The following is a 15805-nucleotide window of genomic DNA, read 5'->3' on the forward strand; positions in this document are numbered from 1 at the left end:
GAGTATGTGCTTACCGATAGGTAAGACTTGGGTAACAAGTAAACTTTGAGAACAATTCCGTATTATGACTGAACAATATAATGCTGGTGCCATTGAAGTACTGAATGGCCTTGAGCCAGTACGTCGCCGACCAGGGATGTATACGGATACAGCGCGCCCAAACCATTTGGGCCAAGAAGTTATCGATAACAGTGTCGATGAAGCGCTAGCCGGACATGCCTCAAAAGTACAAGTCATCCTACATGCTGACCAATCACTAGAAGTGATCGATGATGGTCGAGGCATGCCTGTTGATATCCACCCTGAAGAGAAAGTATCTGGTGTTGAGCTGATCTTATGTAAGCTCCATGCGGGTGGTAAATTCTCCAACAAAAACTACCAGTTTTCAGGTGGTTTGCACGGTGTAGGTATCTCAGTAGTAAACGCGCTGTCTAAGCGAGTTGAAGTGACGGTACGTCGTGATGGTCAAGTGTACGAAATTGCTTTTGAGCACGGTGACAAAGTATCAGACCTTACTGTAACGGGCACATGTGGTCGCCGCAATCGCGGTACTAGCGTGCACTTTTGGCCGGATGCGAAGTATTTCGATTCAGCTAACTTCTCTGTAACTCGTTTGGTGAACAACCTACGAGCGAAAGCGGTACTTTGCCCAGGTCTAGAAATTACGTTTACCGATAAAGTAAACAACAAAGACTACCAGTGGTACTACGAAGATGGTTTGAAAGACTATCTAGCCGAAGGCGTAAAAGGTTACCCAGTACTACCAGAAGAACCGTTTACTGGGGAGTTTTCTGCAGACACAGAAGCAGCAAACTGGGCAGTAATCTGGCAGCCAGAAGGCGGCGAGATGATCACCGAAAGTTACGTGAACCTTATCCCAACAGCTCAGGGTGGTACACACGTAAATGGTCTTCGCCAAGGTTTGTTGGATGCGATGCGTGAGTTCTGTGAATTCCGCAACTTGCTACCACGTGGTGTGAAGCTAACGGGCGATGATGTTTTCGACCGTTGTTCGTACGTGTTGTCGGTTAAGATCCAAGATCCACAGTTTGCTGGTCAGACTAAAGAGCGTCTCTCTTCGCGTCAAACCGCTGCGTTTGTCTCTGGTGTGGTAAAAGATGCATTCAGTCTGTGGCTAAACGAAAAGCCTCAACTTGCAGAGCAACTAGCGGAAGTGTGTATTGCTAACGCGCACCGTCGTATGCGCGCAAGCAAGAAAGTCGTACGTAAGAAAGTCGCATCGGGTCCTGCCTTGCCAGGTAAGCTAACAGACTGTTCCGTACAAGACTTAAATCGCACCGAAATCTTCTTCGTGGAGGGTGACTCGGCGGGTGGCAGCGCGAAGCAAGCCCGAGATCGTGAATTCCAAGCGGTAATGCCACTGCGTGGTAAGATCCTAAACACATGGGAAGTCTCTGCCGATCAAGTTCTGGCGTCTCAAGAAGTGCATGACATCTCGGTTGCGTTGGGTATCGACCCAGACAGCGACAACCTTGACAGCCTACGCTACGGTAAAATTTGTATCCTTGCCGATGCGGACTCGGACGGTCTTCATATCGCAACGCTACTGTGTGCTTTGTTTACTCGTCACTTCCGCGCGCTCGTTGAAGCGGGTCATATCTATGTAGCAATGCCGCCTCTGTATCGAATCGACTGTGGTAAAGAAGTCTTCTACGCCCTCGATGACGATGAAAAAGATGGCATTCTAGAACGTTTGTCGAAGAAGAAAGCCAAAATCAACGTACAACGATTCAAAGGTCTGGGTGAGATGAACCCAATTCAGCTACGCGAGACCACAATGGATCCGAACACGCGTCGTTTGGTTCAACTTACGATCGACGACTCTGAAGCCACTATGGAAATGATGGACATGCTGCTAGGTAAAAAACGCGCAGATGACCGTCGTTCTTGGCTACAAAACAACGGCGATTTGGCAGAGGTTTAACGGATGTCTACAGAAATTACCTACGATGGCGTTGAACAGTTGCCAATGCGCAAGTTCACTGAAGACGCTTATCTGAACTACTCGATGTACGTAATCATGGACCGTGCATTGCCATACATTGGCGATGGTTTAAAACCGGTTCAACGACGCATCATTTACGCGATGTCGGAGCTTGGTCTTTCGGCATCAGCAAAATACAAAAAGTCTGCACGTACCGTTGGTGACGTGTTAGGTAAATACCACCCGCACGGTGACTCTGCATGTTACGAAGCGATGGTATTAATGGCGCAACCATTTTCTTACCGTTACCCACTGGTTGATGGTCAGGGCAACTGGGGTGCGCCGGATGACCCGAAATCTTTCGCGGCAATGCGTTATACCGAAGCGAAACTGTCTAAGTTTGCAGAAGTATTGCTTGGTGAGCTAGGTCAGGGCACCGTGGAATGGCAACCAAACTTTGATGGCACGATGAAAGAGCCTCAAATGTTGCCAGCACGTCTACCTCATATCTTGTTGAATGGCGTAACGGGTATCGCGGTTGGTATGGCGACAGATATCCCACCTCACAATGTTCGTGAAGTGGCTGACGCAACTATCCATCTGATCGACAATCCGAAAGCAGAATTGCCTGAAGTTATGCAGTTTGTGAAAGGTCCAGATTATCCGACAGAAGCGGAGATTATTTCGCCTCAAGCGGAAATTGAAAAGATCTATCGCAACGGCCGTGGCAGCATCAAGATGCGTGCGGTATGGCATAAAGAAGGGGCAGACATCGTCATCACGTCGATTCCGCATCAAGTGTCTGGATCGAAGCTGCTTGAGCAGATCGCAAACCAAATGCGTGCGAAGAAGCTACCGATGGTAGAAGATCTTCGTGACGAATCGGATCATGAGAACCCAACTCGCATCGTAATCGTGCCACGTTCGAATCGCGTCGATTGCGATTTGCTGATGAACCACTTGTTTGCATCTACTGATCTAGAGCGTAGCTACCGTGTTAACTTGAACATGATTGGCTTGGATAACCGTCCTCAAGTGAAAGGTCTCGTACAGATCCTATCTGAGTGGATTGAGTTCCGCCGCAGTACCGTGCGTCGTCGTTTACAATACCGTTTAGACAAGGTGATGGCTCGTCTACACATCTTAGAAGGTTTGTTAGTTGCTTACCTCAACCTAGATGAAGTGATTGAGATCATTCGTACCGAAGACGATCCAAAAGCGGTGTTGATGGCACGCTTTGGTATCACCGATATTCAAGCCGATGCGATTCTGGATACCAAACTTCGTCACCTAGCGAAGCTAGAAGAGATGAAGATCCGTGGTGAACAAGACGAACTCGAGAAAGAGCGTGAGAAGCTAGAGCAGCTGCTTGGTTCTGAGCGTCGTCTGAACACTCTACTTAAGAAAGAAATTAAAGCCGACGCAGAGAAATACGGCGATGACCGTCGTTCTCCTTTAGTTGAACGTGCTGAAGCAAAAGCACTGACTGAGCGTGACCTAGTACCAAGTGAACCAATTACCGTTGTACTGTCTGAAAAAGGTTGGGTTCGTCATGCGAAAGGACACGATGTTGATGCGGAAAGTTTGAACTACAAGTCTGGCGATAAATACTTGGCGCATGCGCGCGGTAAGAGCAGTCAGCCGGCGGTCTTCCTTGGCAGTGATGGTCGAAGTTACTCGCTTGAGTCGCACTCGTTGCCATCAGCACGTAGTCAAGGTGAGCCGATTACTGGTCGCTTGAACATCACGGCGGGTAGCAGTATTCGTCAGGTGATCATGAGCGAAGAAGATCAGCTATGGCTGGTGGGCTCCGATGCTGGTTACGGCTTTGTGTGTAAAGGCGCTGATTTGCTATCGAAGAACCGCAGCGGTAAAGCGTTGGTTACGTTGCCTGCAAATTCTGAAGTGATGACGCCAAAAGAAGTCGGCGATCTGGATTCGGATGAGATTCTAGCGATTACCAACCAAGGGCGTATGTTGTTGTTCCCAATTAAAGACTTGCCGCAATTAGCGAAAGGTAAAGGTAACAAGATTATCAACATCCCAGCAGCTAAAGCGAAAGAGCGTGAAGAAGTGTTGTCCCACTTAATCGCGTTGCCGCAAGGTGCTTCTTTAACCTTGTACGCTGGTAAGCGCAAGCTAGGTTTGAAACCTGCTGATCTTGAGAACTTCCGTGGTGAGCGTGGTCGCCGAGGTAGTCTGCTGCCAAGAGGCTTACAGAGAGTGACGCGAATTGACGTTGAGCTTGGTGAGTCGAGCAGCACTGAAGAATCGATCGAAAGCGAATAAAACGAATAGAAACAAAAATCCCAGCCATTGGCTGGGATTTTTTTATGCTTCTTGTTTGTCTTCGGCGATGGTGACTTTTAGAGTCATTTCCTTGCCTTTACGAATGATACCAACGTCGACAGAAGTGCCTGGGCGTAAATCCGTGACGATATCCATCACGCTTTGACGGCCCTGAACTTTATTGCCATCGATACTGATAATGATGTCTTGTTTTTCAAAGCCTGCGGCACTTGCTGGACCATTTGGGTCGATACCTAAAACAACGATACCGCCAATGTGCTCGTTTCCTAGTAAACGGGCCGTCACTGCATTGATGTCTTGCCCATCAATACCGATGTAGCCGCGAATCACACGACCATCAGCGATGATTTTCTGCATAATTTTGCTGGCGAGTGGGGCGGGGATTGCAAATGAGATACCATAGGTTTCAAGATCGGTTGCCTGTTGGAAAGATGCGGTGTTGATGCCCACCAATTCACCTTGAGTATTCACCAATGCGCCACCCGAGTTACCTTCATTGATTGCAGCATCAGTTTGGATGAAGGCTTGACGACCATCGCTAATAGAAGAGCGACCTGTCGCGGAAATAATGCCGAAGGTCGTGGTTTGCCCTAAGTTGTATGGGTTACCAATCGCTAAAACGACATCACCAACCTGAGGTTTGTATTCAGAATTCAATGGGATGACAGGTAGGTTAGAACCTTCAACTCGTAAAACGGCAATGTCCGTGCGTTTGTCGGTGCCAACAAGTTGAGCGGCAGCAGCTCGACCATCTTGCAATGCAACAACGACTTGGTCTGCTTGAGCTACCACGTGATAGTTGGTAATGATATAACCTTTTTCGCTGACGATAACCCCAGAGCCCAGCCCTTGTGTCGAGAGTTTACTGCGATCGTTTTCAACGTATTTTCGGCTGTAGATGTTCACAACCGCTGGCGCCGCTCTTCTTACGGCTTGGTTAAACGACAACTCAAGAGATGCGATATTTTTCGGTTGTTGGTCGAGCGCGACAGGAATAACGTTATTGCGCAATGATGGAACTGCGAGCAGTACAACGGCAGCGGTTGCTAAGCCTAAAAAGACAGAACGTAATAAAAAGCTAAGCATATCCTCTCCATGCATGAGCGCCAAAATGGCATAGAAAGGTGAAGAATAGCATTACATTGAAAAATAACAAAAGGGCAGTGCGTGATCGCACTGCCCTTTTAATAATCAGATTGATAGTAAGATTAACTCTTCGAGCTTCATCACCAAGAGTGATGGATCAATCGTCTGGTTTTGCCCTGATTTTAGAGGCTAGAGACTATCGAATCACCAAGTAGATAGTGCGTTCCCCGCGTTGGATATTTAGTGCAAGCACACCTTTGTGTTTATCAACAATAGAGCGAAGCTCCGCAAGGTTTTTCACTCGTTGACGATTGACGCCAATAATGATGTCACCTTGTTTTAGCTGGTATTGCGCGGCTGGTGAATTCTCTGCAACACTGGAGACTTTTACCCCTTGGATGGCATCACTTGGTGTAGTGTTACTTAACTCTGCTCCTTTTAGGCCTTCATGCAACGTTTCCGCTTTGGCTTTCATGTTGGTGGACTCGCCAAGAGTCACGTCAAACGACTTGCTCTTACCATCACGAATAACGCCTAGCGTGATCTTCTTACCCGCTCCTAATGTGGCGACTTTAGCGCGCAACTCAGAGAAAGTGTCGATTGACTTACCGTTCACTGAGACAACCACATCACCGGCTTTTAGACCCGCTTTGTCCGCTGCGCTATCGGGCACGACTTGGCTAATGAATGCCCCTTTACTTGACTCGTAACCCAGTGCTTCTGCCAGCTCAGAGGTCACTTCACCACCTTGAACGCCCAACATGCCACGTTTTACTTCACCAAATTCTAAAATCTGCTCAGTGAGGTTTCTCATCATGTTCGATGGGATCGCAAAACCAATCCCGACGTTGCCGCCATTTGGTCCCAAAATGGCGGTGTTAATACCGATCAGCTCACCGTTAAGGTTTACCAGTGCACCGCCAGAGTTACCACTATTGATTGCGGCATCGGTTTGGATGAAGTTTTCGAAGTTCTCCACGTTTAAACCACTACGACCCAGTGCAGAAACGATACCCGAGGTGACGGTTTGGCCGAGGCCAAATGGGTTGCCGATAGCAACAGTAAAGTCGCCGACGCGTAACTTGTCAGAGTCGGCAATCTTAATCTGAGTTAGATTTTTCGCTTTTTCTAATTTCAGCAATGCGACGTCTGCCATCTCATCACCACCAACGAGTTCTGCATCGTACTCGCGGCCGTCATAGAGGCGCACTCGAATTTCATCCGCGCCTTTTATCACATGATAGTTAGTGACGATGTGCCCTTTTTGGGCATCAATAATGACGCCAGAGCCCAATCCGCGGAATGGACGCTCTCGAGTTTGCTCCATCGGGAAGTCAGGGCCGAAGAAGAACTGAAATTGTTCCGGAATACGACTGGTTTGAACTTGTTTACCCTCAACCGCAATGCTCACGACTGCTGGGGTCACTTTTTCTAGCATCGGGGCTAGGCTTGGTAATTGCTGGCCATCAACACTTAGAGGCAGTGCTGCCGTGGCCGTTATCGGCGTGATAATGGAACTCAAACTTAAAGATAGAACGGTTAGCGCAAGCAATGGCTTTTTCATCCAGTAACTCCTCTTGAAACATGTCTGCCAAAAAGAAATATCCGCACTTTACACCAATAAGAATAAGCGTTTGGTCATCCATGACAGGGTACGTTTAGCCCAACTGATAGCGCATGCCATTATTCAAAGGCCGCAATAGACTGAAACGAATTGCCTGCATAGGTTTATGAACATCAACTTATCTTGATTTATATTTTTAATATAAGGTCTAGTTTGGATATTCAAAGGGTGACGGCAGTTCACATGCAAGTTAGAGAGGGATTGCTGTAGAAAAGTTCAAAAAGGGTCGATACAAATTACGATTTATATCGACCCAAAAGAAAGGAAAAGAGCTGGTTAAGAGGCTTTAGCCGTCACCACGTCGGGAGCGTTGATGATCTCTTTTTCTTGATCTTTCAAAAGACCGGTCGCGCCGTTGGCGTAGTCTTTTGGTTGTTCGTTGACCTCTGGTTGGTCTTCTTTGATTTGCTCTGAAGACATCGCCGTTTTCTTATCAAACGGGTTATCTTGTTCTGGCAAGTTAGGCAGAAGTTCTGAAGAGGTCTTCGCCATATGTTGGTAGAGTTTAGTGTAATCCTTACCCAGGGTATCCAACATTTCTGCGGTTTGTGCAAAATGATCTACGAGCTCTTGACGTTGTTGCTCTAGTTCAAACTTAGCCGCTTCAAGTTCTTTTTGCACAGACTTTTGTTTCTTGTATTCAGGGGTGGTTAGTCTACTAATGACTACGCCTACGATTGTACCGACCAGCAAACCCACAATGGCATAAATCCAAGGCATAACTGCTCCTTATAGTTGTTTTAACAAGTCTTTTACTACTTAGTTACACGCGGTGCTTGTCCATGTTACTATGGCTTTCACAGCCGATAAAGAAAAATAGCAGTATGTCTTCGGGGACTGATAACTACTTCTCTCTATTCTCAAAGTTGACCCCGAGGTGACCATTTTCTCTGTACCTCTAACACGACTTAATCTGATGACACCACTAAAACGATATCAAAAAGATATAGCAGAACATGGATTCCAGCGCGATGAAGCCCAGCATCAAGCCGTAGTCGCTTTAGACAAACTCTACCATGATATTGTTGAGTTTCAGTCTGCGCCGATCCCTCAACTTTCTAAATGGCAGAAGCTCATGGGCAAAAAGGTCGAGATGCCTCAACCCCCAAAAGGTTTGTACTTTTGGGGCGGGGTAGGCCGAGGTAAAACCTATTTAATGGATGCCTTTTTTGATGCCTTACCTACTGACAGAAAAATGCGCGTGCACTTTCACCGCTTTATGTATCGGGTACATGACGAGTTAAAGCGCTTGGGGGAGGTAGAAAATCCTCTCTCCAAAGTTGCCGACTTATTTAAACAAGAAGCGGATATTGTTTGTTTTGACGAGTTCTTTGTCTCTGACATAACTGATGCCATGATTCTTGCCACATTGTTGCAAGAAATGTTTAAGCGTCAGATGGTGCTGGTGGCGACGTCAAACATCGAACCACAAAATTTGTATCGTAATGGCTTACAGCGAGCTCGTTTCCTTCCTGCTATTGATATGATTTTGGCGCGTTGCCATGTACTAAATGTGGATAGTGGTGTCGATTATCGTCTGAGGACGTTGGAACAAGCCGAAATCTACCATTATCCATTGGATGAGCAGGCTTCTATTAATTTAAATACCTATTATCAGCAGCTTACGGCTGAGCGTAAAAGCGTTGCCCACAAAATCGACATTAATCATCGACAGATTAACGTGATTGAAGCCAGTGATGGGGTGTTACATGCTTCTTTTGAGCAGTTGTGCCAAACCGCTCGAAGTCAAAACGATTACATTGAACTCTCACGTATTTATCACACGGTTTTACTGGCCGATGTTCGTCAGATGAATCGTAAAATTGATGATGCTGCGAGGCGTTTTATTGCTTTAGTCGACGAGTTTTATGAGCGTAACGTAAAACTGATTATTTCAGCGGAAGTCGAGATGGATGCCTTATATACCGAAGGACAACTGGAATTTGAGTTCAAGCGTTGTGTATCGCGTTTAACCGAGATGCAGAGTCATGAGTATCTTGCTCGCGAGCATTTGGCATAAATTTGATTGTCTCTTAAAAAAGTGAAGAAAAAATTAGTGATTTGGCGCAAAAAAAGGTGATTTTTTCTTCGCTCTTCTCTATAATCCTGCGACCCACCGTTACTGCAGACCGGATTATCGAAGTTATTTCGAAATAGATGGTCGAGAGTACCAACGACTCGAAGGGGTGATGACTGGGCTCTTAGACAGTGTGGGAGCACCAAACGGGTGTTCCTTTAAAGTTTAAATTTTAATTAACGGGTTATTATTAGCATGAAAACTTTCGTTGCTAAACCAGAAACTGTAAAACGCGACTGGTACGTTGTAGACGCTGAAGGTAAAACTCTTGGCCGTCTAGCAAGTGAAATTGCATCTCGCCTACGTGGCAAACATAAAGCTGAATACACTCCTCACGTTGACGCTGGTGACTACATCATCGTTATCAACGCTGAGAAAGTTGCTGTAACTGGTAACAAAGCTAAAGACAAAGTGTACTACCGTCACTCTGAGTTCCCAGGTGGTCTAAAATCTATCACTTTTGAAAAGCTGATCGATCGTAAACCTGAGATGGTTCTTGAGCTAGCAGTTAAAGGCATGCTTCCACGTGGTCCTCTAGGCCGTGCTATGTACCGTAAGCTTAAAGTTTACGCAGGCGCTGAGCACAACCATGTTGCTCAACAACCACAAGTACTAGACATCTAATTGGGGATTTCGAAAATGGCAGAGAATCAATACTACGGCACTGGCCGTCGCAAAAGCTCAGCTGCACGTGTTTTTATTAAACCAGGCAGCGGCAACATTGTAGTAAACAAGCGTAGCCTTGATGAATACTTCGGTCGTCCAACTTCTCGCATGGTTGTTAAACAACCTCTAGAGCTAGTTGAACTAACTGAGAAGCTAGACCTTTACGTTACAGTTAAAGGCGGCGGTATTTCTGGTCAAGCTGGTGCTATCCGTCACGGTATCACTCGCGCGCTTATGGAATACGATGAGTCTCTACGTCCTGCTCTACGTGCAGCTGGTTACGTTACTCGTGACGCTCGTTGCGTTGAACGTAAGAAAGTTGGTCTACGTAAAGCACGTCGTCGTCCACAGTTCTCTAAGCGTTAATTTCCTTTTACCGGAAATTATGCTTTCCAGAATTATTCTGGGACTGTGCACCAAAAGCTCGGCTATATGCCGAGCTTTTTGTTTTTTATTGTCAGATAAAACATCCGTTCTCTCTGGTTATCTCAGAACACTCCCCTTTAATATCCACGCAACATTTTACGAAGGTTTTGTCGCGATATTTACGCTTTCCTTGTGCTACAAAAGTTTAAATTTACGTGTTAGTGATTTTTGTCACTTATTGAAAACTTATTCGGTGTAATTCTCTGAAAACAACCAAAATAAAAGGCATTTGAGGCTTAATTTTGTTGTTCTTCATTTCGCTTTCTTGTTACAAATCACATCAATTTTTTATAATTCTGCCGCTTTTGTGACGACGCGAGCGATTTGCCTCACAAATGTTACAAAAAGGTAGCTTTATCTTGTCAAAAAGTAGGGTTTTCTTTATCATTTCTCCCCAATAATTAGAACTAAATTCATTATTTGTTAGCCATGCTCTTATAAGCGGAATAATAACGATCCAAAGGGAGCAAATGGGAGAATGTTTGGATGAGCAACGCGCCTTTAAATAACGGTCGCAGGCGTTTTCTAACCGCTACAACGGCAGTTGTTGGTGGGTTAGGGGCAGTCGCCGTCGCCGTGCCTTTTATTAAATCATGGAATCCGAGTGCTAAAGCCAAAGCGGCGGGTGCACCGGTGGAAGTGGATATAAGTAAAATTGAACCAGGTCAGCTGGTACGTGTTGAGTGGCAGGGGAAACCTGTATGGATTGTTCGCCGTACTCAAAGCGTTCTGGATAACCTAAAAACGATCAGTGATAAGCTTCGTGATCCACAATCTGAAATGGAACAGCAGCCAGAGTACGCTCAGAATGAGTTTCGCTCGATTAAAGAAGAGTACTTTGTTGCCGTTGGTTTCTGTACTCACCTTGGTTGTTCACCTACCTACCTACCAGACTCTTTCTCAGAGCAGGTGCAGGGCGTAAGGTCTGGCTTCTTCTGCCCTTGTCATGGTTCTAAGTTCGATATGGCAGGCCGAGTATTCCAAGGGGTACCTGCTCCATTGAACCTTGTCGTTCCTAAACACATGTATTTGAGCGACACCAAGCTCATTGTGGGTGTTGATGAGGGGGATGCATAATGCAAGCACTATTAGATTGGGTAGAAAAGCGTATTCCAGCAATGAATGCTTATAAAAAGCATTTATCTGAATACCCAATGCCGAAGAACTTCAACTTTTGGTATCTTTTTGGTTCTCTGGCGATGCTGGTTCTTGTTAACCAAATCCTAACGGGTATTTGGCTAACGATGAACTACGTTCCTTCTGGTGAAGGTGCGTTTGCATCTATCGAATACATCATGCGTGACGTTGAGTACGGTTGGCTTCTGCGTTACATGCACTCAACTGGCGCATCAGCGTTTTTCGTTGTTGTATACCTGCACATGTTCCGTGGTCTGATCTACGGTTCGTACCAAAAGCCTCGTGAACTACTGTGGATCTTCGGTATGTTGATCTTCCTAGTTCTAATGGCTGAAGCATTCATGGGTTACCTACTACCATGGGGTCAGATGTCATACTGGGGCGCTCAGGTAATCATTTCTCTGTTTGGTGCAATCCCTGTTATCGGTGATGACTTAACGCTTTGGATTCGTGGTGACTACATCATCTCAGGTGCAACGTTGAACCGTTTCTTCGCACTACACGTAATCGCGCTGCCTATCGTACTACTTCTACTTATCGTGCTTCACGTGTTGGCACTGCACGAAGTTGGCTCTAACAACCCTGACGGTATCGAAACTAAGTTACCAAAAGGTTCAATGGGCGATGATTACAAAACGCAGTTCAAGTTCCACGATTACTACACGAAGAAATACGATATTATTGACTCTATTCCTTTCCATCCATATGGCACGGTTAAGGATTTGGTTGGTGTTGCTGGTTTCTTGTTCTTCTTCTGTTATGTGTTGTTCTTTAACCCAGAAATGGGTGGATACTTCCTTGAGCCGCCTAACTTTGAAGCTGCAAACCCATTGAAGACGCCTGAACACATCGCTCCGGTATGGTACTTCACTCCGTTTTACGCAATCTTGCGTGCGGTTCCAGACAAGCTATTGGGTGTAATCCTAATGGGTGCGTCTATCGCTGTACTGTTTGTTCTACCTTGGTTGGATCGCTGTAAAGTACGTTCGTACCGTTACCGTAGCAAAATCCACCTATTGAATATTGTTCAGTTCACTATCGCCTTTATCGCTCTGGGCATTTTAGGTGCGTTGCCTGCAACACCGACGTACACACTACTATCTCAGATCTTTAGCTTGTGTTACTTCATGTTCTTTGTACTGCTGTTCTTCTACAGCAAAAATGAAGCAACCAAACCATTACCAGAGAGGGTGACATTCAAATGAAGAAGTGGATTGTAATTCTATTTGCTATGTTGCCATCTCTTGCGATGGCAGCAGGGGCCAACGTTCCGCTTGATAAAGCAAACGTGGACCTAACGGATAAAGCTTCGCTACAAAATGGCGCGAAGTTGTTCATGAACTATTGTTTTGCTTGTCACTCTACGCAATACCAGCGTTATGAGCGTGTAGCAACAGACTTAGATATTCCAGCTGACCTAATGAAGGAAAATCTGATTTTCAACCCTGAAGCGAAAATCGGTGACCTCATGGTTAATGCTATGCCACCGAAGCAGGCGGCAAACTGGTTTGGTGCTCCACCACCGGATCTAACTTTGGTAGCCCGAGTGCGTGGTGCGGATTGGTTGTACACATACTTACGCTCTTTCTATGTTGATCCATCTCGTCCATTTGGCGTGAACAACATCGTATTCCCAAGTGTTGGTATGCCGCACGTTCTTGAAGAACTGCAAGGTATTCCAACGCCAGTGTACGGCACTAAGATGGTTGATGGTGAAGAAGTCAAAGTGGTTGTTGGTACTGAGACAAACGGTACTGGCGAATTAAGCGAAGGCGAATATGACAAAGCGGTTGGTGACTTGGTGAACTTCTTGGTTTACGCCGGCGACCCAGTTCAACTTGAGCGTCATGCTTTGGGTTGGTGGGTAATGGGTTTCCTAGTTCTACTAACGATTGTTGTCGTGATGCTTAAGAAAGAGTATTGGCGTGATGTGCATTAATTGTGCTATCATACCGTGCTAATTCCCAATTTTAATTGATGGATAATGGAGGCTTAGCCTCCATTATTTTTATTTGTAAGTGTACTGGAGGGCTCCATGGCTGTAGCTGCCAATAAACGTTCTGTGATGACTCTTTTCTCAAGTGCATCAGATTTGTATAGCCATCAGGTTCGCATCGTACTAGCTGAAAAAGGCGTAAGTGTTGAAGTTGAGCTTGTTGATGAAGCTAATCTTCCTGCTGAGCTTGTTGAGCTAAACCCATATAAATCAGTGCCAACTCTTGTTGACCGTGAGCTAGCTCTTTACGATTCAAAAATCATCATGGAGTACTTGGACGAGCGTTTCCCTCATCCACCTCTAATGCCGGTTTACCCAGTTGCTCGTGGTAACAGCCGTTTGATGATGTACCGTATTGAACGTAACTGGTACTCACTAGCTGAAAAAATTGTTAAAGGTAATGCAGAAGAGTCAGAAAAAGCGCGTACGAAACTTCGTAACGATCTACTGACTCTAGCGCCAATTTTTGCTGAATACGAATACTTCATGAGTGAAGAATTCAGCCTAATCGATTGTTACCTAGCTCCACTATTGTGGCGCCTACCTCAACTTGGTATTGACCTAGTTGGCCCAGGCTCAAAAGAAATCAAGGTATACATGAACCGCGTATTTGAGCGTGATTCATTCCTTGCTTCTTTAACTGAAGCTGAACGTGAAATGCGTCTAGTTCGCTAAGCGATTTAGAGACGTTATGGATATTGCAAAAATGACTGCTCGCCGTCCGTATATGCTTCGCGCATTTTACGATTGGCTAGTAGACAATGACTTAACTCCCCACTTGGTTGTTGATGCAACTATGCCGGGTGTGCGTGTGCCTGTTGAGTTTGTTCAAGATGGTCAGATTATCTTGAATATTGCTCCTCGTGCCGTTGGTAACTTAGAGTTGGGTAATGATGCGATTACCTTCCATGCTCGTTTTAGTGGCCGACCACACTCAGTGATCGTGCCAGTGTATGCAGTTCAAGCGATTTATGCTCGTGAAAACGGTGCTGGAACAATGTTTGAACCAGAAGAAGCGTACACGCACATCGAAGAAGAAACGATTGAAGAAGAAGATTTGTCACCATCTTTTAAGGCGGTGACGGAAGAAACTTCTGAGGAGATTGGTGCAGAATCCCAAGAGGAAGAAGCTCCTCGTCCTAAAGGTCGACCAAGCTTAAGAGTGATTAAGTAAATAAAAAGCAGCGTTAACGCTGCTTTTTTTATACTTCGGTTTCAAGTTTTTCAATATCGTTTAGTCACTGATGGTAAACGTTTCGACATCTGGATCACTATCATCTTGTGTCTGTGTCTGTGTCTGTGTCTGTGTCTGTGTCTGTGTTGTCACACCGTCGCTAGGTAAATCGACTTTAACTGGTTCTGCGTCTCCGTATTGGAACCCTTTGATCACCTGTTTTACGCCAGAGATATTGCGCGAAATCTCCGTCGCGCGTTCACCTTGCTGAGCGGTTACATAGCCAAACAAAAATACGTCACCATCCTCTGTAATGACTTTGACTTTAACGCCATTGAGGTCCGAGTCGGTTAATAGAGCCGATTTTACCTTGGTTGTGATCCAGCTGTCGTTGCTGATTTGCGTCACGCTCAATGGCTCTTTAGCCTTAATTTGGTTATGAATGGTTTTGACGCCATCAATGGCTCTAGCTCGTTGCTCAATTTGATTAATCAAATCTTGAGTTGGAGCTTGGCCCATTAAAACAACCGTACCATTGTACGAGCTCGCAACAACTCGAACATGCCCTTTAAATGGTTCTTTATTACCGATCGCTGCGACTTCAAATTCAATATTGTTGTCTTGCCAGATCTGCTTCGTGGTGCGAGTATCTGTCACAATATTTGCCGTGGTGGCAGCTCCAGCAATGAACAGTCCTGCACATCCGCTCAAGCTTAAGATGGTACATAAAATGACAAGGCTACGTATCATAATGCTGATTCTCAAATCTGTTATTCTTCGTGAGCAGGGAAAAGTACTTGGTCAATCAAATCGCATAAGCAGTGAAGAGTGACCATATGCACTTCGTGAATGCGAGCCGTGCGATGGGATGGAATACGAATTTCTACATCGTTTTCGCCCAGTAATCCTGCCATCTCACCACCATCTTTACCTGTTAGGGCGATAATGGTCATGTCGCGAGTTACGGCCGCTTCCATCGCTTTGATGATGTTTTTGCTGTTGCCACTGGTAGAAAGCGCCAGAAGAATATCGCCTGGTTGGCCAAATGCACGAACTTGCTTAGAGAAAATCTCTTGATAGTGGTAGTCGTTTGCAACTGCCGTTAGCGTGGTGTTGTCCGCAGTCAGCGCCATAGCGGGAAGGCTAGGGCGTTCGGTCTCAAAGCGATTTAAAAGACAAGAAACAAACTGTTGTGCATTTGAGGCGCTGCCACCGTTGCCGCAGCAAAGAATCTTGTTGCCATTCAGCAAGCTCGAAACCATGGCTTGAGCGGCGTGCGTGATCGCATCAGGCAGAGCTTCTGCGGCTGCGATTTGAATTTGAATACTTTCTGTAAAGCTATCTTTAATGCTGTCTAGCATCGC

At 45.8% G+C, this 15805-nt stretch carries 15 protein-coding genes; 10 read left to right on the forward strand and 5 right to left on the reverse strand.

The window, feature by feature from the left end; all coding sequences use genetic code 11:
* The first annotated feature begins 64 nt into the window (after positions 1-64).
* Together parE and parC are read left to right on the forward strand one after the other, a co-directional pair.
* The gene (parE, locus tag ACF8EG_RS24180) at positions 65-1945 is read left to right on the forward strand and encodes a DNA topoisomerase IV subunit B (protein ID WP_005457157.1); all 1881 of its coding nucleotides are present in this window, start codon (positions 65-67) and stop codon (positions 1943-1945) included.
* A 3-nt stretch (positions 1946-1948) separates the two neighbouring features.
* Positions 1949-4234, forward strand: coding sequence for a DNA topoisomerase IV subunit A (gene parC / locus ACF8EG_RS24185; RefSeq protein ID WP_069505207.1), 2286 nt, complete (start codon positions 1949-1951; stop codon positions 4232-4234).
* A gap of 42 nt (positions 4235-4276) precedes the next feature.
* Here the strand turns inward: parC and degS are convergent, their stop codons facing one another.
* The 3 genes from degS to zapG all read right to left on the reverse strand — a co-directional run bounded on the left by degS (position 4277) and on the right by zapG (position 7685).
* Positions 4277-5341: an outer membrane-stress sensor serine endopeptidase DegS gene (degS, locus tag ACF8EG_RS24190; protein WP_005490480.1), complete on the reverse strand. Its 1065-nt coding sequence runs from the start codon at positions 5339-5341 to the stop codon at positions 4277-4279.
* A 196-nt stretch (positions 5342-5537) separates the two neighbouring features.
* Positions 5538-6905, reverse strand: coding sequence for a Do family serine endopeptidase (locus ACF8EG_RS24195; protein ID WP_005457169.1), 1368 nt, complete (start codon positions 6903-6905; stop codon positions 5538-5540).
* Positions 6906-7241: 336 nt separating this feature from the next.
* Positions 7242-7685, reverse strand: coding sequence for a Z-ring associated protein ZapG (gene zapG / locus ACF8EG_RS24200; RefSeq protein ID WP_005457173.1), 444 nt, complete (start codon positions 7683-7685; stop codon positions 7242-7244).
* A gap of 196 nt (positions 7686-7881) precedes the next feature.
* On the opposite strand from zapG, the gene zapE reads away from it, so the two are divergent.
* The 8 genes from zapE to sspB all read left to right on the forward strand — a co-directional run bounded on the left by zapE (position 7882) and on the right by sspB (position 14441).
* On the forward strand, positions 7882-8985 hold the full coding sequence (zapE, locus tag ACF8EG_RS24205; protein WP_017449190.1) for a cell division protein ZapE: 1104 nt from the start codon (positions 7882-7884) through the stop codon (positions 8983-8985).
* Between the two features lie 252 nt (positions 8986-9237).
* Complete coding sequence (rplM, locus tag ACF8EG_RS24210) at positions 9238-9666, forward strand: 50S ribosomal protein L13 (RefSeq protein ID WP_005396465.1); 429 nt, start codon at positions 9238-9240, stop codon at positions 9664-9666.
* Between the two features lie 15 nt (positions 9667-9681).
* Complete coding sequence (rpsI, locus tag ACF8EG_RS24215) at positions 9682-10074, forward strand: 30S ribosomal protein S9 (RefSeq protein WP_005458217.1); 393 nt, start codon at positions 9682-9684, stop codon at positions 10072-10074.
* A 546-nt stretch (positions 10075-10620) separates the two neighbouring features.
* Positions 10621-11211, forward strand: a complete 591-nt coding sequence (gene petA / locus ACF8EG_RS24220; protein ID WP_005479718.1) for a ubiquinol-cytochrome c reductase iron-sulfur subunit — start codon at positions 10621-10623, stop codon at positions 11209-11211.
* Positions 11211-12476, forward strand: coding sequence for a cytochrome bc complex cytochrome b subunit (locus tag ACF8EG_RS24225; RefSeq protein WP_005479717.1), 1266 nt, complete (start codon positions 11211-11213; stop codon positions 12474-12476). Before petA ends, ACF8EG_RS24225 begins: the two co-directional genes overlap by 1 nt.
* Positions 12473-13210 carry a cytochrome c1 gene (locus ACF8EG_RS24230; protein ID WP_005479715.1) on the forward strand — a complete coding sequence of 246 codons (738 nt, stop codon included), beginning with the start codon at positions 12473-12475 and terminating at the stop codon, positions 13208-13210. Before ACF8EG_RS24225 ends, ACF8EG_RS24230 begins: the two co-directional genes overlap by 4 nt.
* Positions 13211-13306: 96 nt before the next feature.
* Positions 13307-13942 (forward strand): stringent starvation protein SspA, encoded by a 636-nt coding sequence (sspA, locus tag ACF8EG_RS24235; RefSeq protein WP_005458199.1) that lies wholly within the window; start codon positions 13307-13309, stop codon positions 13940-13942.
* A gap of 16 nt (positions 13943-13958) precedes the next feature.
* Positions 13959-14441: a ClpXP protease specificity-enhancing factor gene (sspB, locus tag ACF8EG_RS24240; RefSeq protein ID WP_005458208.1), complete on the forward strand. Its 483-nt coding sequence runs from the start codon at positions 13959-13961 to the stop codon at positions 14439-14441.
* Positions 14442-14501: 60 nt separating this feature from the next.
* On the opposite strand, the gene ACF8EG_RS24245 is transcribed toward sspB, so the two are convergent.
* Together ACF8EG_RS24245 and ACF8EG_RS24250 are read right to left on the reverse strand one after the other, a co-directional pair.
* Positions 14502-15191, reverse strand: coding sequence for a BON domain-containing protein (locus tag ACF8EG_RS24245; protein WP_025522878.1), 690 nt, complete (start codon positions 15189-15191; stop codon positions 14502-14504).
* A 20-nt stretch (positions 15192-15211) separates the two neighbouring features.
* Positions 15212-15802: a phosphoheptose isomerase gene (locus ACF8EG_RS24250; protein ID WP_005458175.1), complete on the reverse strand. Its 591-nt coding sequence runs from the start codon at positions 15800-15802 to the stop codon at positions 15212-15214.
* Positions 15803-15805 lie beyond the last annotated feature (3 nt).

It is taken from the genome of Vibrio sp. YQ_11 (assembly GCF_043103065.1).
Classification (GTDB): Bacteria; Pseudomonadota; Gammaproteobacteria; order Enterobacterales; family Vibrionaceae; genus Vibrio; species Vibrio parahaemolyticus.